Raw genomic sequence first — 22,705 nt, 5'->3', positions numbered from 1 at the left:
GATAGCGGCCTGCCGCTTGCGAATTCCGGAGTTGGATGAACCGAATGCCGGCGCTTTTGCGCGCCGTGATTGCGACGTGATGTCCATGATTCCGTACGTGAAGGAGGAGATGGCAATGCCGATCGAGTTCACGCATGTTCCCGGTAAAACCCGCCCTGCCGACGCCGGCTTTTTCTACGACTTTGTCGAGACCGCGACGAAGCTGTCGCTGATCGAGGATGCCGGATTCCAGAAGATCGTCGTCGACGACCAGGCCGGGCTGCTGACCAATATGGACCTTGCGGCCCAGGCACTGGATCGCACCTCGTCCCTGGAGGTCGTTCTCATCCATTGGGCGGGTGTGATCGAGCCGATCGTGGCAGCACGGCAGCTCGCCGCGCTTGATGCGAAAAGCGGCGGCCGGCTGTCGCTCAGGATGCTCAGCGAGCCGCTGAGCGACGATGATGCCGAGGCACGTCCGGTCGGCCACACGGTCGTCTGGCAACGCATCGACGAATATCTGGTGCTGCTGAAGCGGTTGTGGTCGAACGACAGACCGTTCGACCATGAAGGCGCCTTTTACAGCATCAAAGGCGGCTATGTGCCGCGCAAGGGGCCGCATGGTGTGACCATCCGCATGGGCGGACAGTCCGGCACGGCGCTCAGGGTCGCGGGCAGGCATGCGGATGTGTTCGAGCTGGCGCCGGGCTCGCTCACCGAAATCCGCCAGTCTATGCAGCGTGTACGCAGCGCCGCCGCCGAACACGGCCGGGCTGGCAAGCTGCGTTTCGCGCTTCCCGTCCGAATCCGTTCGGAAGACAAACCGGCCGTTTCCTGCTGGAAGGCGGTCGAACTTGCAGGGCCGCCAGCGCGGGTCGCGCTGTCGCTGCTACCCTATGCGGCTCTGGGAATCCAGGAATTCATGATCGTCGGCCTCGACAGGCCACGCGAAATCGCCACGGCTGGCCGCGAGGTGGTCGCGCTGCTGCGCAACTCGCTGGCGCGTCGCGAGGCCGATGCCCCGCAGCCCGGGACGTTTGCGTCACGCGCAACACAAGGCGTGCGTGCCGGCTGCTGAAGAAGGCGTGCCGGCAAATGGATTAACACTCCGCCGCAGCCACGTACGTTGGCGGCCTACCGCCATTCCGGGAAAGCCGCGTAAGCGGCCTTGGTCAGTGCCGGGATCTCTCCGTCGGGCACAGAGCTGTAGGGCCAGAGCAGTCGCGGGCCGAGCGGCGCCCAGCCGCCGGCGGCGGCCATCGCCTTGTCGAGTGCTGCATCGCTGACATTGTAGCGAGCGCGAAACGGCAGGACATATGCGGCGAGGAAGGCCTGTATGCGCGCCTCGACTTCGGCAGCGGCGGCCATGTCGGTGCGGATCATTTGCCACCATATCACCGCGCCCTTCGGGTTGAGGCAGGCGACATTGGAATAGCTGCCATGGGCTCCCCCAGCATATCCTGTTGCCAGCGTGTGGCCGGGGACGAAGACGGAGAATCCGTCCAGTTTGCGGCGCATGTCGGCATACCAGTCGGCGTCGCCGCCCGGCAGCTTGGCGCCGACCAGCGATGGCACGGCCGCGCGCAGCCGGGCAATGCCTTCGAGCGTCAGGCGGCGCTTGGCATGCGGCGGGTTGTAAAGCACCAGCGGCGCTTCGGTCGCGGCCTCGCACAGGCCGCCGACAAAGCGCATAACCTCGTCGTCGCTGGGCGGCCACCAGTCGGGCAAGGTGAATTGCACCGCCGCCGGGCGAAGTGCGGCCACCCGCGTCAGCCGCTCCAGCGCGACACGCGGATTGGACTGGCTGATGCCGATCTGGAAGGGAAGGCCCGCGCGACCGGCTATTTCGGCGACCATCTCACAAAGCCGGTCGAATTCGGGTTCGGTCTGGCAATGGAATTCGCAGGCCGTGCCGTTGGAATAGATGCCGTCGACACCCGATGCGCAGAGCCGTGCGATTGTCTCTTCCGTCGCCTCCCAGTCGATTGCTCCGCGATCGTCGATGGCCAGCATCACTGCGCCCCAGACACCGCGCGGTGCGTATGCGGGCAAGCGGGGCAGATGGTCGAGATCAGCGCGCACCGGCGATCTCGTGCTCGCGGCGGGTTTCGTTCGACGCAAAGGCAGCCTCGATGATGGCAATCATCTTGCGTCCATAGACACCGTCGAGCGGCACCGGCTTGTCGTCGGCAATGGCATCGCGCATCGCCGTCCATTCGCGCACCAGCGCGTTCTGCATCCAGTTCGGCTCGAACGAACCGGGCAGCTCGGTCCAGGCCGTGTCGCGGCCAAGCATGGTGCCGCGGTCCATGTCGATGCGCAGCGTTCCCTGTTCGCAGACCAGATCCATGGCGTAGCCGCTCGCGCCGGTGCGGTAGCCGACGCTCTGCACCTGGCCGATGCCGCCGCCGGCGAAGCGCAATCCAAGCAGGGCGCTGTCGTCGGCTTCCTGGTCATGGAACTTGGCGCCGAGCATGGCGCTCACCGACACGACATCGTCATCCATCAGCCAGACCAGACGGTCGAGCGCGTGGATGCCGGCCGTCAACAGCATGCCGCCGCCGGTCGCCTTGCGCAGATGCCAGTCGCGGCGATTGTGCTCCATCCACAGCTTGATGATCCAGCTCGATCCGATGAGTGGCCGGCCGAGCTCTCCTTCCTCCAGCTTCTGCCTGGCCGCCATGCAGGGCAGGGCGAAATGCATGAGATGGGCGACCATCAGCTTGACGCCGCTATCGGCCACGGCGGCATTGATCGCATCGCAGACGGCCGCCGTCGGCGCCATCGGCTTTTCGAGCAGGATGTGCTTGCCGGCGTTTGCCGCGCCGATGGCCATTTCGGCATGGAGATGGTGGGGGCTGGCAATGAGGACCGCGTCGACCTCCTTGTCGTCCAGCAGCTTGCGCCAGTCGGTGTAGCCGCGGCCGCCATGTTCGGCGGTGAATCGCTCCAACGCATCGGTATTTCCCCGGCAGGACGCGACGAGGCGAGTATTTCCAACCTCGCGGATTGCCCGCGCATGGGCCGCGCCGAAATCGCCGGCGCCGATAATTCCTATTCCAATCATGGTTCTGCCTTTTCATAAGCGGCGTCGATCAGCGACATCGCTGCAGCATAATCCTCGATGGACACCGACGGAGGCGCCTTTCTGGCGAGCCGGTCAAGCGTGTCGCGCATGAACAGACGATAGCGGGTTGCCGGCAGTTCGGCCGGCAAATCGACGATTGCCGCGTCGTCGAGCGTGGCGCACATGGCATGATCGCCGTGATCGACCAGGGTCGCATTGGCACTGACGATGCGCCATTCGAAGTCGCCGCCGGGGCGCATCGAGGCAAAGGTGTAACCGGCCTCGACGATGAAAAGCGCGCCGGCCTCGTCTTCCAGCACCAGCAGCGCATGGTCCTCGACCGGGCCGGGATGGATGCGGTTTGCTATCGACACGGTTTTCAGGTCAAGCCTGCCGGTTGCAAGGCTGAGTGCCGCGTCGACGCCGTGTATGCCGAGGTTCCTCAATGCACCTCCGCCACCAACCGCCGGGTCGACGATCCAGGCGACACCGTCGGCGATGTAGCGTTGCGGCGGACCATTGACCAGCCGGAAATGGCAATGCGCCACCGCACCGGCGCGGCCCTCCCGGCGCAGCCGGTCAAAGGCGGTAACGGCCGGCCCGAAACGGTTGGGCAGGGGCACAGCAACAAAGGCCTGGTGCTGCGTGGTAAGGTCGCGCAGCGCCATCAGTTCTCTCGTATGGCTGGCCGCCGGCTTCTCCAGGATCAGCGGTATCCCTGCCTCGATGATCGCACGTGCCCGGGCCGGTACCGCTGAGGGATGCCCCATCAACAGGATCACGTCCGGCGGGCTGGAGAGTATCTCCGTGAAATTCGCGATGAACGGCAGGTCATGACGCGCGGCGAAGGCATGCGCGTGGCGGGGATTCTCGTCCCAGACGCCGGCGATTTCGGCGCTATAGAAGCGTGCGGCATCGAGGTGCATTTCGGCGTGCCAGTGGCTCGATCCGGCAAGGGTAATCTTCATTCGGAGGCGGCACTTTTGCTATGGGCTTGCAGGATATCCTACAAGTGGCTATACGACAAGCGGTGGGCAACAACGGCCCATCCGACGGAAATGGAAACCAATGGAATGGCGGAACTGAAGTCGATCGAACCGTTGAGCAGACCGCCGCTGCTGCACGTCACCGTGCAGGAAAGCCTCAGGGCCTATATCGAAAGCAACAAGCTCAAGGCAGGCGATCCCCTGCCGCCGGAAACATTCCTGGCGCAGCGGCTCGGCGTCGGCCGCAACTCTGTACGGGAAGCGATCAAGGCGCTGGAATCGATCGGCATCCTGGAGACGCGGCGCGGCATCGGCGTGTTCGTCAAGGAGTTCTCGTTCAAGCCGCTGCTGGATAACCTCGCCTACGGCTTGCAGGATTCGCTGCGCGACGTCGAAGAGCTGCGCGAAATCCGCCGGGTACTGGAAACCGGCCTCATCGCCAAGACGATCGAGATGATCAGCGCCGAAGACATCGAGGCGCTGCGCCAGCTGACCGAGCGCATGCGGCAACGTGCCGAACGCCACGAGAGCTTCGCCGAAGAGGACCAGCAATTCCATCAGATGCTGTTTCGCTGCCAGAACAATCGCATGCTGAGTGCGTTGATCGACATCTTCTGGGTGGCGTTCAACAAGGCCTCGAACTTCACCAGCCTCGACAATCCGACGCCGCTGGCGACATGGCGCGACCATCACGAGATCGTCGAGGCGGTCGCCGCCAAGGATGTCGACCAGGCACGCCGGCGGCTCGACGACCATTACCGGGGGATCCAGCAAGTCATCGCCAAAAACCGAACACCCTGAACATGCCAAGGGAGGAAACCATGCGCATCAGGACTCTCGCATTCTCTATCGCCGGGCTGTTGCTCGCCGGCATTGGCCCAGTGACCAGCGTCCAGGCACAAAGCGCCAAGACCATCGCCGGCGGCTTCGACGTCGGCCCCGGCGGCTTTCCCAAGAACTTCAACCCGCTGGTCGCGACCGGCGGCTACACCTGGCTCAGCACCTATTTCGAACCGCTGGTCATCTTCAATGCCGGGTTGACCGAGATCGAAGGCGACCTCGCCAAGGACTACAAGATCAGCGACGACCAACTGAGCTACACGTTCAATCTGGTCAACGAGACTTGGCACGACGGCAAGCCTTTCACGTCGAAAGACGTCAAGTTCACGCTTGAGCTTGCCAAGAACAAGGCCTCCGGCAGTTTGTTTGCGGCGCGCCTCGCCAACGTCGCCTCGGTCGAAGCGCCGGATGACCACACAGTGGTGGTCAAGCTGTCGAAACCGAACGGCTCGTTGCTATCCATCCTCTCGCAGCTGATGATCCTGCCCGAGCATGCCCTGGCCGCTCTGCCGCCGGAATCGCTGGCGACAAGCACGTGGTGGTCGACAACTCCGGTCGGCACCGGCCCGTTCAAGTTCAATCGCTACGTGACCGACCAATATGTCGAGCTGGCAGCCGATGACGATTATCGCGGCGGCAAGCCGAAGGTAGACGTGCTCATCAACCGCTATTTCGAGTCGCCTGCGGCGGCCGTCGCTGCGCTCCGCGCCGGCGAAATCCAGTTCACTTATGTCGAGCCCGACGATGCGGGATCCTTCAAGACCGACAGCAATTTCAAGGTGATCGAAGGTGCCTCCTACGTGGTCAACTATATCGGCCTCAATCAGAAGGTCGACCTGTTCAAGGATATCCGCGTCCGCCAGGCGATCATGTACGCGATCGATCGCAACGCCATCATAGACAGCCTTTATGGCGGTGCCGCCAAGCCGGCCAATTGCGGCTATGTCGCGCCGCATCTCGTTCCCGAAGGCCTCGAACCCTATGCCTACGATCCGGCCAAGGCCAAGGCGCTGCTGACCGAGGCGGGCTGGGACAAGCTTAACGGCGACAAGCCCATTACCTTGCTGACCTATTACGGCTCGCCGCAAGCGGCCAATGTGATGGCCGCCATCCAGTCGATGCTGGCCGAGGTCGGCATCAATGTGGTGCCGCGCGTCGTCGATACGCCGACCTATAACGGCATCGTCTACAAGGAAGGCACGCCGGATTGGGCCGCATTTCCGATGGTCTATGCCGGCCTTCAGAACGGCCCCAATCCGGCCGGCCTCAACCCCGGCCTCAACAAGTCGCAGATCCCGCCGGCAGGCTTCAACACAATGCGCATCGAGTTCGACGATCTGAGCACTGCGTTGGACGCCGCGCTCGGCCAAACCGATCCGGCCAAGCTCGATCAATCCTGGCAGGAAGTCTGTAAGGTGATGAACAAGGACCTGCCCTGGGCGACGTTGTGGGTGGCCAACCGCTATGGCGTAGCTTCCAACAAGCTGCGTGACTTCGTCTGGACGCCGGCGCCGGGCGGCGGTCCTTATGCGGCTCACCCCGAGCGCTGGGACATCCAGTAAGAACCCTTAAACGAAGCGAGCAGGCGGACCACTTTGGCGCCGCCTGCCACCGCCACGGAAAGCCCATGTTGAGCTTCATCGCCCGCCGCAGCGCTACAGGATTGCTGATGCTGGTCGCGCTCAGCGTCCTCATCTTCATCCTGCTGCGGCTGGCCCCTGGCGATCCGATCGACGCCTATATCAACCCGTCGGTCCCCATGTCTGCTTCCGACCTCGAGGGCCTGCGCGAACGGCTCGGGCTCGACCGGCCGCTTCCCGTGCAATATCTGGCCTGGCTTGGCGCGGCGCTGAGCGGCGACTTCGGCTTTTCGATCCAGCGCAGCGGCGTCGCCGTGCTGCCGCTGGTCATGGAACGCATCGGCCCGACCGCGCTGTTGATGGGCACGGGCCTGGCGATCGCCATAGTGCTCGGTGTTTCTGCCGGCATTTTCAGCGCGGTGCGCCGCAACGCGCCGTCCGACATCGTGCTGTCGGTGCTGTCCTTCGTCGGCATTTCCAGCCCGGCTTTCCTGACCGCGCTGCTTGGACTCTATTTCTTCTCGGTGCTGCTGCGCTGGGCGCCGTCCGGCGGCATGCAGACGGCGGGCGCGCCGTTCTTGGCGACGGATGTGCTTGCGCATCTCATCCTGCCCGCCTGCCTGCTGTCAGTCGGCCATGCCGCGCTGATCATGCGCTACATGCGCGCCTCGCTATTGGAAGTGCTCAATCAGGACTACGTGCGGACGGCCCGTGCCAAGGGCGTGCGCGAGTTCTGGGTGATCATCAAACATGCCACCCGAAATGCGCTCTTGCCGGTCATCACCCTGATCGGGTCGACCGTTGGCATTGCCATCGGTGGCGCCATCTTCCTGGAAAGCGTGTTCAACTGGCCGGGCATGGGGCTGCTTCTGGTCAATGCTGTCGGCACCCGCGATTATCCGGTGATCATGGGTGCCACCCTGGTGATCGGCGTTTGCGTCATCCTGGTCAATCTCTTGACCGATGTCGTCTATGCCGTCGTAGACCCGCGCATTCAGGTGGCGTGATGGCAATCACCGCGCCAGATACGACAGCCAACGGGACAGCCGTGTCGCAGACCAAAGGTCCGCTCCGCCGTGCGCTCGACCGTTTTTTTGAAAACCGCGCGGCGCGTGCCGGGCTTTTGATCGTCATCCCCATCCTGCTGGCGGTTTCGACCTATCCTTTGTGGTGGCCGTTCGGCCCGAACGCCATCGACCTCAGGGCGATGAACAAGGCACCGTCGGCCATTCATTGGCTGGGCAGCGACGGCGTCGGGCGCGACGTCATGGCCCGGTTGCTGCAAGGCGGGCGGATCTCATTGCTGGTTGCCGTCTGCTCGGTCGCCATCTCGACCGTCATCGGCTTCCTGGTCGGTGCCGTCGCTAGCTTTGGCGGGCGTCTCGTCGACGGCACGGTGATGCGCTTCGTCGATCTGGCGATGACGCTGCCGCCGGTGATCTTCCTGCTGGTGCTGGCTTCGATTGCCGGCACCGGCATCGCCCCGACCATATTGGTGATCTCGCTACTCTCCTGGCCGGTGCTGTCGCGCATGGTACGCGCTAGGCTGCTCGAACTGCGCGAGCGCGACTTCGTCGTTGCCGCCCGCGGCATGGGAGCAGGGCTGCCGCATCTGCTGCTCCGGCACGGCCTGCCCAACTGCATCGATATCCTTGTCGTCTACGCCACCTTGCAGATAGCCAACGCCATCCTGCTCGAGGCCGGCCTGTCCTTCCTCGGCCTTGGCATCGCGCCGCCGGAAGCCAGCTGGGGCAACATGCTCAATCTCGCCCGTTCCACCGTCGTGCTGGAAAAATACCCGTGGCAATGGATGTTTCCAGGCGCCGCACTGGTGCTCACCGTGCTCGCGATCAATTTCATCGGCGACGGCCTGCGCGACGCATTCGACCCCCGCTCCGATCTCAACTGACCTGAAGGTTCCTCAAAATGCCTCTGTTTACCGGCGTCGTGCCACCTGTCGTCACCCCGCTCAATGCCGATTTCAGCGTCGACTTCCCATCGTTCACCCGCACCATCGAGAACCTGCTCGATGGCGGCGTTCACGGGCTCTTCGTGCTTGGCTCGACCAGCGAGGTAGTCTTCCACGACGAGGCAGCCCGCAGGGCCATCCTCGAGCACGCGGTTAAGGTCAATAACGGCCGGGTTCCGATCTTTGCTGGGGTCATCGATCCGACGACCGATCGCGTCATCAACCACGCCCGGATCGCCAGATCGGCCGGCGTCGACGCCATCGTCGTCACCGCGCCATTTTATACCCGCACCAGCCAGCCCGAGATCGGCGATCATTTCCGCTATATCAAGGACGCGATCGATGTTCCGGTCATCGCCTACGACATCCCGGTCTGCGTCCACGTCAAGCTGGAGCGCAAGACCACGGTCGGCCTCGCCAGGGAAGGCGCCATTGCGGGTATCAAGGATTCCAGCGGCGATGACGGCAATCTGCGCTACGTGCTCAAGGACATGGCCGACGACCCGGGTTTCTTCGGCATGACCGGCTCCGAGATCCTGGTCGACAGCGTGCTGGCCATGGGTGCGCATGGCGTCGTGCCAGGGCTCGCCAATGTCGACCCGCACGGCTATGTCAGGCTGTGGAACCTCATGCAGGCGGGCCAATATGCCGAAGCCCGCCTGGAGCAGGAGCGGCTGCTGAAGCTGTTCGAGATCGTCTGGATCTCGCTTGGCAGGACAAGCGCCGGCTCGGCCGGCGTCGGCGCCTTTAAGACCGCGATGAAGAGCCTCGGCATTATCGCCTCCAACACCATGGCGCGGCCGCAACGCAGCTTGAATGACGAGGAAACCGCGAAAATCGACGCGATCCTTCGCGATGTGGGGCTGCTCCGCTGAGCGTCGCGCCGATCCTTTCGATTTCCGGCCTGCGCGCGGTGTTCCGCATTGCAGGCCGCGACATCGCGGCGGTAAGGGACGTCGACCTGACGATCGGCTCAGGCGAGACGGTGGCGCTCGTCGGCGAATCCGGGTCAGGCAAGTCCGTCACCAGCCTGTCGATCATCGGCCTCTTGCCGAAAAGGGTCGGACATATCGCCGAGGGGTCGATCGCGCTGCGGCGCAAGAACGGCACGGTCACCGAATTGACCAGCCTCGATGCCGAGTCGCTGCGCAAGATACGCGGCAACGAGATCGGCATGGTGTTCCAGGAGCCGATGACCAGCCTCAACCCGGTCTACACGATCGGCGAGCAGATTGCCGAGCCGATCCGCATCCATCTTGGCAAGTCGCACCGCGAAGCAGCAGCAGACGCCGTGCGGCTGCTGGCTCAGGTCGGCATTCCCGATCCGCAACGGCGGGCGCGGCAATATCCGCACGAACTGTCGGGCGGGATGCGCCAGCGCGCCACCATCGCCATGGCCCTGTCCTGCGATCCCGGCTTGCTGATCGCCGACGAGCCGACGACAGCGTTAGATGTCACCATCCAGGCCCAGATCCTCGATCTGCTGGCCGAGCTGCAGGCGCAGCGCGGCATGGGCATCCTGTTCGTCACCCACAATCTCGGTGTCGTTGCCGAAATCGCCGACCGGGTGGCGGTGATGTATGCCGGGCGTATCGTGGAATCGGGTCCGGTGAGCGAAGTGTTCACCCGTCCGCGTCATCCCTACACCGCAGGATTGATGCGCTCGGTGCCGCGGCTCGGCGAGGCCACGGCGCTGAAGACGGCGGGGACGCCGCTTCCGACGATTGCCGGCAATGTTCCCTCGCTCGCCCTACTGCCCAAGGGCTGTTCGTTCGCGCCGCGTTGCCCGATGGCTATCGCGGCCTGCCGCGCCGTGGTGCCGCCATTGTTTGCGGCGACGCCGACCCAGCAAAGCCGCTGCCTGCGCTGGGAGGAGCTCTGATGGTGGACGCTCCCTTCCTTTCGGTCAGGAACCTGACCAAGCATTTCGCACCGACTGCATTCTCACGCGGCCCTATCGTCAGGGCGCTGGAGGATATTTCCTTTGATGTCAGGCGTGGCCAGGTGGTTGGCCTGGTCGGCGAATCCGGGTCCGGCAAGACCACGATCGGCCGCTCGGTGCTGCGTCTGATCGAGCCGACATCGGGCGAAATCAGCTATGGCGGCACTGACATCACCAGGCTGGGTGCCGCCCAGTTGCGCCGCCAGCGCCGCAAGATGCAATATATTTTCCAGGATCCCTTCGCCAGCCTGTCGCCGCGCATGACGATCGGGCAGATCCTGACCGAAGGCCTGGACATTCAAGGCATTGGCAAGAAGTCCGAGCGGCGGGCGAAGGCCGAAAAGGCGCTTGCCGCGGTCGAGTTGCCGGTCGACGCCTATGATCGCTACGCGCATGAATTTTCCGGCGGCCAGCGTCAGCGCATCGGCATCGCCCGGGCGCTGACGCTCGAGCCGGAATTCATCGTCGCCGACGAGCCGGTCTCCGCACTCGACGTCTCGATCCAGGCGCAAATCATCAATTTGTTGCGCGACCTGCAGCTCCGGCTCGGCCTGACCATGCTGTTCATTTCGCATGATCTGGCCGTGGTCGAATACATCTGCGACACGGTCATCGTGCTCTATCTCGGGCGCATCATGGAAGTTGCGCCGGCGGCCGAGCTCTATGCCCGGCCGCAGCATCCTTATACGCGCGCACTGCTGTCAGCCATTCCGTCGCTCGATCCGCTGGCCAGGCAAGAGCGGCAAGTGCTCAAGGGCGATATTCCAAGCCCGGCAAACCCGCCGTCGGGCTGTGTTTTTCGGACCCGTTGCCCGTTCGCGCTGGAGGCTTGCGCCGGGGCCGTGCCGCCACTGAGGGCGATAGCCGACGGCCATCTGAAGGCCTGCATTCGCGACGACATCGCCTAGGAATGATTGCCCACACAACGGCCAAATAGGTCCCCAATCCCAGGCGTTCATCACCATCCACAGCCTGGTTTCACGAAGCTGTTATAGCGGTCCCCCGTCATTGAAACGTCAGCGATGCCGACCCATATGCAGGCTGCGCCGGATGTTTCCTCCCATTCGTCCGGCGCGTTCCCCTCTGAAGGTTTTCGACCTTCACATCTGGCCGGGCTTTTCAGCCCGGCCCTTTTTTTGCCAGACATTGTCAACGGCAAAATTTGGGTCAACGGCAATTCTGGCTGGCGATCAGCCGCGAACGGTTGAAGGGACGAACAGGACAAAGCTGGCCATCACAGATAGCCATGGACCTCGTCGATCGAGGTCTCGATTGTCGGCTTGTCGAAGACGATCTCGCCGCGCGCCATTGCCACGATCCGGTCGCAGCATTGGAACACGTGGTGCATGTTGTGCGAGATGAAAATGCCGGTGACATTCTGCTGTCTCAGCTCGCGTACGAAGCCGATCACCTTGTCGGTCTCCTTGACCGAGAGGTGATTGGTCGGCTCGTCGAGGATCAGAACCTTCGACTTGAAGTGCATGGCGCGAGCGATGGCAACGCCCTGGCGCTGTCCGCCGGAAAGCTCGCCGACCAGCGCGTCGGGTGATCTGAGGTGCAGGTCGACATCGGCGATCGCCTGCACGCTGTCGGCGCGCATCCGCTTCTGGTCCATCATGCCGAAGCCGAGCAGCGACCATTTCAGCGGCTCGCGCCCGATGAAGACGTTGCGGGCGATCGTCATCGTCGGAACCATGGAATTGTACTGGTAGATCGTCTCCAGCCCGAGCTCCATCGCATGGCGCGGGTTGCGGATGCGCACCTCGCGGCCTTCGATCCTGATCGTGCCGGCATCGGCTTCGTGCACACCGGACAGGATCTTGATCAGCGTCGACTTGCCGGCGCCATTGTCGCCGACCAGCCCGACGGATTCGCCTTGACGGACGGTAAGGCTGACATTCTTCAGCGCATGGACGCCCGAATACCATTTCTCGAGCCCGCTGCATTCGATGATCGGCGTATTCATCGGGCGGTCTCCACCTTGATCCGGCGGGCGGTGCGGCCGAGCCAGGCATTGGCGATGACGGCGAGGATGATGAGCAGGCCGATGGCGAACTTGAACCAGCTGGCGTCGACCCGGCTCATGATCATGCCGGCATCAATGACGCGGATGATGGCCATGCCGACGATGACGCCGAGCACATTGCCGACACCGCCGGCGAGCGCGATGCCGCCGATGACCGCGGCGGCGATGGCTTGCAGCTCCATCGCCTCGCCGAGCGATGGCAGAGGCGAGGCGATGCGCACCACCTGGATGATGCCGGCGATGCCGGCAAACAGCGAGCAGATGACGAAGCAGACGGTCTTCACCAGCGCCGTGGGGATGCCCATCGCCTTGGCCGATTCCAGCGATCCGCCGGTCGCCCGCACCCAGTTGCCGAAATTGGTGCGCTCGAGCAGGAGGTAGACCAGCAGCCCCAGCACGATCATCCACACCACCGAGACCCGGATGATGCCGAGCGGCGCAGAGAAGGCCCAGACCGGCGCACCGTCCGGCAGGCTGGGTGCTGCACCGCGCGCGTAGAGCACCACGGCCAGGCTGCGCAGCATGAACAGCATGCCGAGCGTGGTGATGAAGCTTGGAATGCCGAAGCGGATGGTGATCACGCCGTTGAGGACGCCGACCATGCAGCAGCACAGAAGTGCCGCGACGAAAGCCGGCCAGAACGGCCATCCGGCCGTGGCGAGGCTGCACAGGATCATCGGAGCGAGGCCGAACATCGAACCGATCGAAAGGTCGAATTCGCCGGCGATCATCAGCAAGCCGAAGCCCAGTGCCAGAATGGCAAGTTCGGGGAACAGGCTCATGATGCCGCGCAGGTTCTGCGGATTGAGGAACAGGCCGTGGGTGGCGACGGCGAAGTAGGCGACAAGCACGATCAGCACCCACAGCGCGACCAGCTCGGGCTTGTCCATGTAGATTTTCAGCAAACGCTTCATCCAGCGTCACTCCTGTTGACGGCGAGACCATGGCGGCGGCAATCGCTTGCCGCCGCCCGCGACGTTCTGGATTGCCTAGCGGTAGCCGTCCTTGCTGAGCTGCAGGATATCGTCGACCATGTCGGGGGTGACCACGGCGCTGCCGGTGTTAACGTCATAGGCCGACAGCTTGAATTTCTTGATCAGCGGTGCCTGCAGCACCGGCGCATAGCCCTGGAGGTAAGGCTGCTGGTCGATGTGGAACTGGATGTAGCCCTGCTTCATGGTGTTGAGCACGTCGGGCACCAGGTCGAAGCCGCCCATGGTGATCTGGCCGGGCGCAATGCCGCGGTCCTTCAGCACCGTCACCGCGCCGACGTCCCAGAAGCCGGTGTCGGCATAGGCATTGAGGTCGGGATTGCCGGTCAGGTAATTGCCGAAGCGATCGCCGGTCGTACCATAGTCGAGGCCGGCGTCGATCTCGTCCCAGACGATCTTGCGGTCGGGATGCTCGGATTGCCATTCCTTGAAAGCCATGATGATGCCGTTGGCGCGGGCGCGCGACCAGTTGTCGGCCGGGGCATTGACGCCGATCAGCGCCTTGACGGGGCCGCTGGCCGGGAATTTCGAGGCGATGGCGCGGCCGAGCGCCTGGCCGGCGAGGATGAAGTCCTGGCCGACGAAGGCCAGACGGGCGTTGCCTTTCGCGCCCTCAAAGTCGTCGACATTGGAGGCGATCACCGGAATGCCTGCGTCGATTGCCTCCTTCACCACCTGGTCGAACGCCTTGTTGTCGGGGATCGAGGTGATGATCATGTCAGGGCTCTGGGCGATCGCCGCCTGGATATTGGCGATCTGCCCCTGGACGTCGCTGACCTTGGACACGAGCAGCATCTGGCAGTCGGCCTTGATGAGCGCGCAGGCGTCGTCCATGCCCTTCTTGACCGACAGCCAGAAAGTGTTGCCGCTGTCCGAATGCGTCGTGTAAATAATCCGCAACGGTGCATCCTCCGCCATTGCCGGCATGGTCAGCACGGCAAAACTTGCGGCCAGGATAGTAAGCAGTTTCATCATCGTCGTTCCTCCCGTTTGGTGGTGGTTGATTGGCTTTAGCTTGCCTCGGACACCCGTCGAGTGATCGTGAAGCGCCGGTCGAGATCGGGGCTCAGTTCGAGGCCGAGCCCGGGGCCGGGCGGTACCGTGATCCTGCCCTTGCCGACTTCAGGCAGTGGCGTGACGAGGTCGCGGTACCAGGTGCGGTAAAACGCGCGCACGCTCTCCTGGATCAGCGCATTGGGCGCGTTCAGCGACAGATGGGTAGAGGCGGTAAGCACCACCGGACCGGTGCAGTCATGCGGGGCGATCGGCAGGTGCCATGCCTCGGCCATCGAAGCGATTTTCTTGGCCTCCGAGATGCCGCCGCACCAGGACAGGTCGAGCATCACGATGCCCGCCGCTCCCGTCGCCAGCAGGTCGCGGAAGCGCCAGCGTGTCGCGAGTGTCTCCGAGGCGCAGAGCGGCGCTGTCGAGGCTTCGCTGTAACGCTTGAGGTCGTCCAGAGAATCCATGCGGATCGGATCCTCGTGCCAGTAGGTGTCGTAAGGCGCCAGCGCCCGCGCGATCCTGATCGCCGGCGTCAGCGCCCACATCGAGTGGAACTCGACCATGATGTCGATCTTGTCGCCGACGCGCTTCCTGATCTTTTCGAAAGGCCGAAGCGCCGATTTGAGCTCGGCGGCGCTGATGTGCAGCCCGCCATTGGCCTCGGCCGCCACGTCGAACGGCCAGATCTTCATGGCCGTGATGCCTTCACCCAGAAGTTCTTCCGCCAGATCGTCTGCCCGGTTGAGAAAGGCATCGAGGTCGGCATAGCGGTCGCGGTCGTCGGCGAGACCGTAATTGGCAACCGTCTGGCCGCCTTGCTTCATGTAGGCGGTGCCGGCGCAGGTGTTGTAGGTACGGATGTCGTTGCGGGTGAAGCCGCCCAGCAGTTGCGCGACCGGCTGATTTGTGAGTTTGCCGAAATGGTCCCACAAGGCGATGTCGATAGCCGAATTGCCGCGCATCTCGGCCCCGGTAGAGGCAAAGCCGACATAGCCGGTCAGCGTCTTCCCTATGCGGTCGATCTGGCGCGGATCCTGTCCGAGCAACAGAGGTGCTGCGGTCTCGTGCACATAGGCTTCCACCGCCTGAGCGCCGAAGAAGGTTTCACCGAGGCCGGCAAGACCCTCATCGGTATGGACCTGCACCCAGCAGAGGTTGGGATGCTCTGCGATGCGGATCGTCTCGATCTTGCCGATCTTCACCTGGCTGCGCTCCGCAAGAATGCTTCCTTGACCATGATCTTTTGCTACGCTGACCTTCGGTTCGCGATCACGGCCTAGTTGATGCCGCTGGCCAGCAGCACCTTGACGGTGTTGTCGAAATGCTCGGCCATCATCGCCTCCGCGGCGGCGCGATTGCCCTCTTCGATCGCCGCGGCGATCGCCTCGTGGCAGGCGACGCTTTCGTAGCGGTCGGCATCGGTCGCGCGTGCTGCCCAGCCGATCCGCCAGGTCTGCCGCGTCACCACATGGAACGAGCCGACGATCAGCGAGAACATCGGATTGCGCGAAGCGCGCGCAATGGTCTCGTGAAAGGCGATGTCGTGCTCCATCACTTTGTCGGAATTGCTGAAATCGGCGCGCATGGCGGCAGCCAACGCCTTGATCTCGCGCGCCTCCTTGTCGGTGCGCCTGAGCGCCGCAAGCACCACCGTGCGCATCTCGATGGTGCGGCGCACGTCAAGAATCTGCTGCACCGAAACCTGATCGGTCTGCACGCCGTGATCGATGACAAGGGCCAGCACTTCGGGAACGACCGCCGACACCCGGGCGCGGCGGCCATTGCCGACGTCGATCAGCCTCAGCGCCGCCATCGATCGATAGGCCTCGCGCACAACGGCGCGGGAAACACCGAGCTCAACGCCGATCGCCGCCTCGCTTGGCAGCGGGTCGCCGATCTTCAGGCCCTCCGTGCGAATCATCTGGCGAATGCCGTGGATGACCTTTGAGACAAGGCTGGTCGTGGCCTCCTCGTCCTCCGTCGCATCGCGCTGAAGCGGATTGTTCATTCGAACCTGTATGCTAGGTTTCGGCAAAAATGTAGAAAGCATTGAGCCAACCTATTGTCAATAGCGTCGTATCCGGACTACCAATGCCGCGAGGTTTGCCGAGGAGCGAGAGACGAACGATGAAACCAGCGATTCAGAGACCCTACGCCATCACCATGTGGGACTTTTCCTGGTTGGAGCGCCGCTGGCCGGGCGCCGGCTACGAGGATTGGGACGAGGCGCTGGGCGAGCTCGCCGAACGCGGCTACAACGCCGTGCGCATCGATGCCTACCCGCATCTGGTCTCGGCCGATCCGATGAAAAGCTGGGAGATCCTGCCGGTCTGGGACCAGCTGAATTGGGGCGCCCAATCGCTGATCCATGTCCAGGTGCTGCCGGCGCTGGTCGAGTTCATCGCCAAGGCTAAGGCGCATGGCATCGCAGTTGCGCTTTCGACCTGGTACCGGCAGGATCGCGACGACCTCAGGCTGAGGATCAGGACTGCCGAGGATCAGGCGCGGGTATGGATCGACACGCTGCGCGAGATCGACAAGGCCGGCCTCATCAACCACATCCTCTATGTCGACCTCTGCAACGAATACCCGCTTCCGATATGGACGCCCTATCTCTACGGCGGCACGACAGGCGAGGAATTGAGCCGTGCCGAGCCAAGGGCGCGCGACTGGATGGCCGACTCGCTCAGGCTGATGCGGGCCGCCTATTCCGACATCGATTATACCTTCTCGTTCTGCAGCCAGTACAAGAACTGGAACGACCAGGATGTCTCGATGCTCGATTTCCTCGAGCCGCATATATGGATGGCGCACCGCGAGACCTCGGATTATTATTCCAAGATCGACTACAATCACGAGCAGTTCGATCCGCGCGGCTTCAACAACATCGTTGCCCGCGGCCACAGCGAGTACAAGGCCAACAAAGCCTATTACGACGGCAAGCTGCTCGGCGAGATCGACAACGTCGCGGCCTGGTCGCGCCATGCCGGCAAGCCGCTGGTCACCACCGAATGCTGGTCGCTGGTCGACTACAAGGACTGGCCCGGCCTCGACTGGGGCTGGATCAAGGATATGACCGCGATCGGCACGGAATACGCCGCCAAGAAGGGGCGCTGGAGCGGCATCGCGCCTTCGAATTTCTGCGGGCCGCAGTTCCGCGGCATGTGGCGCGACATCGCCTGGCACAAGCGGCTGACCGACCTGATCAAATCCTCCGCCATCGATGCCGATTTGAAGCGCTGACTAGGAAGGAGGCCGTCTGGCCGGCCGAACAGGAACTGGATGGCCGCTGGGTGGATTCATAGTGTGAGCGTATCGATGCGTTTCGTCAGCGCCACGGGATTGCCAAGCACGCGCAGCGTCTTCAGCCGAGCGGTGCCGCCGGCGACGACCGAGACGGCTGACGCCGGCACGCCAAATCCCTTGGCGACCAGCCTTTCCAGCGCTCGATTGGCGACCCCGTTTTCCGGCACGGCGCGGACGCGAGCCTTCAGATGGCTTCGCCCATCCGCCGTCGTTTCGGGGCCCTCGAGCCTGTCCATCGCTGATTTCGGCGTCAGCCGGACGAACAGGTCGATGCCGTCGGCGCGCGTGCGGAACGGCGCGCTCATGGGACGCCTGAACTCAGACGACCAGCGAAAGCACCGTGGTGAGCAGGAACTGCCGGATGAAGAACAGGATCAGCAGCAGGATGATCGGCGAGATGTCGATGCCGCCGAGATCGGGCATGAAGCGGCGGATCGGCCGCAGCGCCGGCTCGGTCAGCCGATAGAGCATGTTGCTGATGGTGTCGACGAACTGGTTGCGGGAATTGACGACGTTGAAGGCGTAGAGCCAGGAAAATATCGCCGAGGCGATGATGATCCACCAGTAAAGGTCAAGCGCCATGACAATGGTCTGAATGAGGGCGATCATGCCGGTCTCCGATTGTTGCCGACATGTAGCCACTGTAGGGGAAAGCGGCAAGAGCCGCCTTCTGCGGCATGGCGAAGCCGGACGAGCGGCCGAACGGCATTTCGGCGACACGCACAGCCTTGACAGGAAACCGCTGCGGCCGATAAAAGCCCCATCCGCTGGACGGGGCTGTAGCTCAGCTGGGAGAGCGCGTCGTTCGCAATGACGAGGTCAGGAGTTCGATCCTCCTCAGCTCCACCAGCGGATTTTCTCGACCCCTTGCCCAATGGATGCCGAGCACACCTCCTTGATAGCGGCGCTTTGTTGCTTGCGCACGCTGCCCGGCGATTTCGCGACGCTGAGAGAAGGCCACTTGCGACTTGCGGCCATCGAGGATTACCGGCGTGACCACGCGCTTTGGCGTCGGTCGGCTAGGGCCAGCCCCCAATTTGCTCGGCCGGCAGTTGCTGTAAGAATAGCCCAAGAGGATCGGCCTCCTTGTTCGCCTATTCTTTCTGTTTCCATTTTGCCGTGCTGACCTTCGCCGCTGGGGTCGTGACCACCTCGAAAATGCCCGTAAGCGATCCGTAAGCCGGGATCGCGGAACCTCTGCCCGTTGATAACAGCCGATTGCCGCAAGTCCTTCGACCTGCGGCCGTCGGGCCCGACGACGGGGATTGAAATGGCTGTCGCTCCAGCATTGCGCAATGAAGCCTGGGCGCTGTCGCGATTTGCGGCTGCCATCTGCTTCACGCAAGCGCAGCAAGGCGCGCGAACTGCCGGTGCCGCTCAAGCCACCCCTCTGGCCACCGCTCTGGCCCCCGTGGCAGTTACATGACCTGGACCGTTGACATGAAGGACCGCTTCGAAGCCATAGCGAACCCAAGCTGCCGGTTCGATATCTGGGACAATGAGAGTGGCGAGCCCGTGGTTCATCGCGGCCGATTGCTCTCCTTTGCCACGACGGAGACGGCGGAGCGGATTGCCGGCTTCCTCAACGAGACGGCCGCAGCCGGTGACGCCGAGCCGGCCCCGGAGGTACCGGATCAGGCGCCAGCACGTACCCGACGGGCGACGAAAAGGCATTACTCGGGATCGGGGTCTGTCATGACAGAACCTTCGGATTTCGCTGGGACGGGCAAGTCTTAGACCAGCCCGCGCTTGGCCATCATCGCTTCCGGTGAAGGCATCTTGCCGCGGAAGGCGGTGTAGAGTTCTTCCGGGTCCTTTGAGCCGCCGGCGGCGTAGATGTTCTTGCGCAGCCGCTCGGCCAGCGCCGGGTTGAAGGGATCGCCCGTCTCCTCGAAGGCGGCGAAGGCGTCGGCGTCAAGCACTTCCGACCACATGTATGAATAATAGCCGGCCGAATAGCCATTGCCGGCAAAGATGTGGCCGAAATGCGGGGTGCGGTGACGCATGGCGATGGTGTCGGGCATGTTGAGCTTTTCGAGCGTTTCGGCTTCGAAACGAAGCGGCTGATCCGCCGCGTCCGGCCGCGCGTGATAGGCCATGTCGACCAACGCCGAGGCCGTGAACTCGACCGTGGCGAAACCGGCACCGAAGGTGCGCGCCGCCAGCATTTTGTCGACCAGCGCCTTTGGCATCGGCATGCCGGTCTTGACATGCAGCGCATGTTTTTCCAGCACCGCCGGCACCGTCAGCCAGTGCTCGTAAAGCTGCGAGGGCAGTTCGACGAAATCGCGGCTGACCGACGTGCCCGCGACCGAGGGCCAAGTGACGTCGGTCAGCATGCCGTGCAGGGCATGACCGAATTCGTGGAACAGGGTCTTGGCTTCATCAACCGACAGCAAGGCTGCCTGGCCGGCCGGCGGCTTGGCGAAGTTCATGATGTTGTAGATGACCGGCTTCGACCCAGGGCCAAGCTTGTAGCCGGATTTCAGCGCACTCATCCAGGCGCCGGAGCGCTTTGACGGCCGCGCGAAATAATCGGCGAGGAACAGGCCGCGCTCGCTGCCGTCGGCATTCTTCACCACGAAAACGCGAGCGTCCGGGTGCCAGGCGGCAATGCCCTTCTTCTCCTCGAAAGAAATGCCGAACAATCGTGTCGCCACGTCGAAACAGGCGTCGATGATGTGATCGAGCTGCAGATACGGCTTCAGCTCGGCCTCGTCGAAGGCGAATTTCTCTGCGCGCAGCTTCTCCTGATAGAAGCGCCAGTCCCAGGCGGCGAATTTCTCGTTGCTGCCAGCCTCGGCCGCCAGCCGCCGCAATTCGGCCTGATCGCTTGCGGCCTTTTCCACCGCTTTTTCCCAGACCGGATCGAGCAGCGTGTGCACCGCCTCCGGCGTCTTTGCCATGGTGTCGTCGAGCTTCAATGCGGCGTAGGAAGCATAACCGAGCAGCTTCGCCTTCTCGGCGCGCAGGCGCAGCATGTCGCGCACCACTTCGGTGTTGTCGGTGGCGCCGCCATTCTGGCCGCGCATGATGAAGGCGCGGAACGCTGTCTCGCGCAGGTCGCGGCGTTCGGAGAAGGTCGAGAACGGCTCGTAGATCGAGCGCGACAGAGTGACGGCGTAGCGGCCTTTCTGGCCGCGCATCTCGGCGGCTTCGGCCATCGAGCTTTTCAGGAACTCCGGCAGGCCGGCTAGGTCTGCTTCGTCGAGGAACAGCGCCCAGTCGCGCTCATCGGCAAGCACGTTCTGGCCGAAGGTGGTGCCGAGCGACGATAATTCTTCGTTGATCGACGCAAGCCGCTTCTTGCCGTCGGCATCGAGCCTGGCGCCGGAGCGGACGAAGTTTTTCCAGGTCTTTTCCAGCACACGCAGCGTTTCGGCATCGAGCTTCAAAGCCTCGCGGCGCTGATAGAGACCGTCGATACGGGCAAACAGCCGCTCGTTCATCGAAATCGCCGAGAAATGCCGCGACATTTTTGGCGAGATGTCGCGCTCCAACGCCTGGATCGCCTCATTGGTGTGGGCGCCGGCGCGGCACCAGAAGATCGACGACACACGGTCAAGGGCCTCGCCGGCAAGCTCGAGCGCAGCAAGTGTATTCTCGATGGTCGGCGTCCCGGTGTTGCCGGCAATCGCCTCGATCTCGGCCTCATGCGCCTTCAGGGTCGCATCGAACACCGGAGAAAAATCACCGTCGCCGATGCGCGTGAAATCGGACAGGCCGAGCGGCCCTTGCCACGCAGTCAGCGGATGGGCGGCGAGGTCGATGGCGGACGGCATGGGCAAACTTTCGCTGAGTGGCGGGAGGAGGTGGATCGTCACCGATGTAAGGCGCCGGCCGGTTCCATGCAACAGCGCCCGGTTAGCGCTGAAAGCGTGCGCACATGGTGCCGTGAGTTATCATTCGAGCCGAATTCTATGCCCACCAAGATTATTATCTTGTAGCCTGCATTTTCCCTTGACTGAGGCTTCCACTCGTATGCGACCCTGAGGATGCCCACTCACGCGCCGTGCAGCAAAAGGTGCACTGTTCACCGGAATTCCTGGAATCCGACCTGACACCCGATCCAAGGGAACCTTAATGAGAGTAGAATTCCATGGCCTCACCTTCGACCTGCCTGCCGGATGGGTAGACATAGCCGGCGATCTTCCTGAGGGATCGCCACCTACCTTAGCCAAAGAAACGGACGGCTGCGGCGCGATTCAGTTCTCAATTGCGAAGTATCGTAGCGGGGAAAAACCAAACGCAAATGCTGATGTTCTGAGAACATTTATGATTCAGTTTTGTCATAATAATTCTATAGATGTAAGACATATCACGCAACATGAGTCTGAAGGCATAATCTCTGTTGGTGTATTGTCAGAAACCACCGACCAATTGTTATCTGCATGGTATATGTCAAACGGAATTGATTTTGTATTTATGACATATCTATGTCTTGGTGATGCATATTATCTAGAAGAATTGGACGTTGCTAGAGCAATCGTGTCGTCTATATCGTTTTAGGTAAGAATTACGGTGACAGTGCACTTTTTAGACGCGAAATAACACCGGCAATTCCAGCGCCCGTCCTCAATAACCTGGACGAAAATTTCGTCAGTAACCGTCGCAATTTTCGGCGATCGCGGCTTGCGAACTGGCGGTGATTTGGTCGTTGGCGACTGCAAAGGTCTCCTGCATCAGCATGTCGTTGCTGGGAAAATCATAGCAGGCGATCACAGTGGTGACGCCGCCCTCGGATTTCTCGATCCGGTGGCGGATTTCGGCCCCGGCGACGGCGCCTTGCCACTCGGCGATCGAGGCGATGAATTCCTGCTTGCTTTGCACGACGCCGAGGTCGTCAAGCTTGATGCGCACGTTATCGGCAAGCAGGTCCGACAATTCGGTGCGGTCGGCGACCAGCAGTGCCGAATACCAGCGGTCGATGATCGCGCTATCGTCGGCGCGGGCGACATTTGCTGAGCACAGCAGTGCCGCCGCCGCGAACGCGAACCGAGCTCGCACCATGCC

At 62.8% G+C, this 22,705-nt stretch carries 23 protein-coding genes and 1 tRNA gene; 12 read left to right on the top strand and 12 right to left on the bottom strand.

What is annotated here, in order from left to right:
• The first annotated feature begins 115 nt into the window (after positions 1-115).
• A complete protein-coding gene (locus NKJ94_RS03700; protein ID WP_352523022.1) occupies positions 116-1,057 on the top strand; it encodes an LLM class flavin-dependent oxidoreductase in 942 nt (313 codons plus the stop codon).
• A 56-nt stretch (positions 1,058-1,113) separates the two neighbouring features.
• Here NKJ94_RS03700 and NKJ94_RS03695 read toward each other — a convergent pair whose 3' ends face one another.
• Genes NKJ94_RS03695 through NKJ94_RS03685 form a run of 3 tightly spaced genes read right to left on the bottom strand, consistent with a single transcriptional unit; the run spans position 1,114 to position 4,014 of the window.
• Complete coding sequence (locus NKJ94_RS03695; protein ID WP_352523021.1) at positions 1,114-2,061, bottom strand: dihydrodipicolinate synthase family protein; 948 nt, start codon at positions 2,059-2,061, stop codon at positions 1,114-1,116.
• Entirely contained in the window at positions 2,051-3,046 is a 996-nt protein-coding gene (locus NKJ94_RS03690) for a Gfo/Idh/MocA family protein (RefSeq protein WP_352523020.1), read from the bottom strand. The genes NKJ94_RS03695 and NKJ94_RS03690 overlap by 11 nt, the downstream gene beginning before the upstream one ends.
• Positions 3,043-4,014, bottom strand: coding sequence for a Gfo/Idh/MocA family protein (locus NKJ94_RS03685; RefSeq protein WP_352523019.1), 972 nt, complete (start codon positions 4,012-4,014; stop codon positions 3,043-3,045). Before NKJ94_RS03685 ends, NKJ94_RS03690 begins: the two co-directional genes overlap by 4 nt.
• A gap of 105 nt (positions 4,015-4,119) precedes the next feature.
• Here NKJ94_RS03685 and NKJ94_RS03680 point away from each other — a divergent pair, with 105 nt between their 5' ends.
• The 7 genes from NKJ94_RS03680 to NKJ94_RS03650 all read left to right on the top strand — a co-directional run bounded on the left by NKJ94_RS03680 (position 4,120) and on the right by NKJ94_RS03650 (position 11,271).
• Positions 4,120-4,833 (top strand): FadR/GntR family transcriptional regulator, encoded by a 714-nt coding sequence (locus NKJ94_RS03680; RefSeq protein WP_352523018.1) that lies wholly within the window; start codon positions 4,120-4,122, stop codon positions 4,831-4,833.
• Positions 4,834-4,853: 20 nt separating this feature from the next.
• On the top strand, positions 4,854-6,434 hold the full coding sequence (locus NKJ94_RS03675) for an ABC transporter substrate-binding protein (RefSeq protein ID WP_352523017.1): 1,581 nt from the start codon (positions 4,854-4,856) through the stop codon (positions 6,432-6,434).
• A gap of 65 nt (positions 6,435-6,499) precedes the next feature.
• The gene (locus NKJ94_RS03670; protein WP_352523016.1) at positions 6,500-7,459 is read left to right on the top strand and encodes an ABC transporter permease; all 960 of its coding nucleotides are present in this window, start codon (positions 6,500-6,502) and stop codon (positions 7,457-7,459) included.
• Positions 7,459-8,361 (top strand): ABC transporter permease, encoded by a 903-nt coding sequence (locus tag NKJ94_RS03665; RefSeq protein ID WP_352523015.1) that lies wholly within the window; start codon positions 7,459-7,461, stop codon positions 8,359-8,361. The genes NKJ94_RS03670 and NKJ94_RS03665 overlap by 1 nt, the downstream gene beginning before the upstream one ends.
• 17 nt (positions 8,362-8,378) lie before the next feature.
• Entirely contained in the window at positions 8,379-9,296 is a 918-nt protein-coding gene (locus tag NKJ94_RS03660; protein WP_352523014.1) for a dihydrodipicolinate synthase family protein, read from the top strand.
• Positions 9,293-10,303 (top strand): ABC transporter ATP-binding protein, encoded by a 1,011-nt coding sequence (locus NKJ94_RS03655; RefSeq protein WP_352523074.1) that lies wholly within the window; start codon positions 9,293-9,295, stop codon positions 10,301-10,303. Before NKJ94_RS03660 ends, NKJ94_RS03655 begins: the two co-directional genes overlap by 4 nt.
• A complete protein-coding gene (locus NKJ94_RS03650) occupies positions 10,303-11,271 on the top strand; it encodes an ABC transporter ATP-binding protein (protein WP_352523013.1) in 969 nt (322 codons plus the stop codon). Before NKJ94_RS03655 ends, NKJ94_RS03650 begins: the two co-directional genes overlap by 1 nt.
• A gap of 326 nt (positions 11,272-11,597) precedes the next feature.
• Here the strand turns inward: NKJ94_RS03650 and NKJ94_RS03645 are convergent, their stop codons facing one another.
• From NKJ94_RS03645 to NKJ94_RS03625, 5 genes are all read right to left on the bottom strand, one after another.
• Positions 11,598-12,329 (bottom strand): ATP-binding cassette domain-containing protein, encoded by a 732-nt coding sequence (locus tag NKJ94_RS03645; protein WP_352523012.1) that lies wholly within the window; start codon positions 12,327-12,329, stop codon positions 11,598-11,600.
• Positions 12,326-13,303, bottom strand: a complete 978-nt coding sequence (locus NKJ94_RS03640) for an ABC transporter permease (RefSeq protein ID WP_352523011.1) — start codon at positions 13,301-13,303, stop codon at positions 12,326-12,328. Before NKJ94_RS03640 ends, NKJ94_RS03645 begins: the two co-directional genes overlap by 4 nt.
• Positions 13,304-13,378: 75 nt before the next feature.
• The gene (locus tag NKJ94_RS03635; protein ID WP_352523010.1) at positions 13,379-14,356 is read right to left on the bottom strand and encodes a substrate-binding domain-containing protein; all 978 of its coding nucleotides are present in this window, start codon (positions 14,354-14,356) and stop codon (positions 13,379-13,381) included.
• A gap of 35 nt (positions 14,357-14,391) precedes the next feature.
• Positions 14,392-15,588 carry a mandelate racemase/muconate lactonizing enzyme family protein gene (locus NKJ94_RS03630; protein WP_352523009.1) on the bottom strand — a complete coding sequence of 399 codons (1,197 nt, stop codon included), beginning with the start codon at positions 15,586-15,588 and terminating at the stop codon, positions 14,392-14,394.
• Positions 15,589-15,662: 74 nt separating this feature from the next.
• Positions 15,663-16,394 (bottom strand): FadR/GntR family transcriptional regulator, encoded by a 732-nt coding sequence (locus NKJ94_RS03625; protein ID WP_352523008.1) that lies wholly within the window; start codon positions 16,392-16,394, stop codon positions 15,663-15,665.
• Positions 16,395-16,513: 119 nt separating this feature from the next.
• On the opposite strand from NKJ94_RS03625, the gene NKJ94_RS03620 reads away from it, so the two are divergent.
• Positions 16,514-17,629 (top strand): cellulase-like family protein, encoded by a 1,116-nt coding sequence (locus NKJ94_RS03620; protein ID WP_352523007.1) that lies wholly within the window; start codon positions 16,514-16,516, stop codon positions 17,627-17,629.
• A 56-nt stretch (positions 17,630-17,685) separates the two neighbouring features.
• Here NKJ94_RS03620 and NKJ94_RS03615 read toward each other — a convergent pair whose 3' ends face one another.
• Positions 17,686-17,997, bottom strand: coding sequence for a DUF167 family protein (locus tag NKJ94_RS03615; RefSeq protein WP_352523006.1), 312 nt, complete (start codon positions 17,995-17,997; stop codon positions 17,686-17,688).
• Between the two features lie 13 nt (positions 17,998-18,010).
• Positions 18,011-18,301, bottom strand: coding sequence for a YggT family protein (locus NKJ94_RS03610; protein WP_023678162.1), 291 nt, complete (start codon positions 18,299-18,301; stop codon positions 18,011-18,013).
• A 164-nt stretch (positions 18,302-18,465) separates the two neighbouring features.
• Here NKJ94_RS03610 and NKJ94_RS03605 point away from each other — a divergent pair.
• A tRNA-Ala gene (locus tag NKJ94_RS03605) sits at positions 18,466-18,541 on the top strand.
• 573 nt (positions 18,542-19,114) lie between these two features.
• Positions 19,115-19,429 carry a hypothetical protein gene (locus NKJ94_RS03600; RefSeq protein ID WP_352523005.1) on the top strand — a complete coding sequence of 105 codons (315 nt, stop codon included), beginning with the start codon at positions 19,115-19,117 and terminating at the stop codon, positions 19,427-19,429.
• On the opposite strand, the gene NKJ94_RS03595 is transcribed toward NKJ94_RS03600, so the two are convergent.
• Complete coding sequence (locus tag NKJ94_RS03595) at positions 19,426-21,480, bottom strand: M3 family metallopeptidase (protein ID WP_352523073.1); 2,055 nt, start codon at positions 21,478-21,480, stop codon at positions 19,426-19,428. The two genes, NKJ94_RS03600 and NKJ94_RS03595, sit on opposite strands and share 4 nt — an antisense overlap.
• A gap of 295 nt (positions 21,481-21,775) precedes the next feature.
• Here NKJ94_RS03595 and NKJ94_RS03590 point away from each other — a divergent pair, with 295 nt between their 5' ends.
• Entirely contained in the window at positions 21,776-22,201 is a 426-nt protein-coding gene (locus NKJ94_RS03590) for a hypothetical protein (protein ID WP_352523004.1), read from the top strand.
• Positions 22,202-22,291: 90 nt separating this feature from the next.
• Here the strand turns inward: NKJ94_RS03590 and NKJ94_RS03585 are convergent, their stop codons facing one another.
• Positions 22,292-22,702 carry a nuclear transport factor 2 family protein gene (locus NKJ94_RS03585; RefSeq protein WP_352523003.1) on the bottom strand — a complete coding sequence of 137 codons (411 nt, stop codon included), beginning with the start codon at positions 22,700-22,702 and terminating at the stop codon, positions 22,292-22,294.
• Positions 22,703-22,705 lie beyond the last annotated feature (3 nt).

It is taken from the genome of Mesorhizobium sp. M0060 (genome assembly GCF_040323155.1).
In the GTDB taxonomy this organism is placed as follows: Bacteria; Pseudomonadota; Alphaproteobacteria; order Rhizobiales; family Rhizobiaceae; genus Mesorhizobium.
Note: the sequence above shows the minus strand (reverse complement) of the source record. Positions and strands in the feature narration are given on the sequence as shown.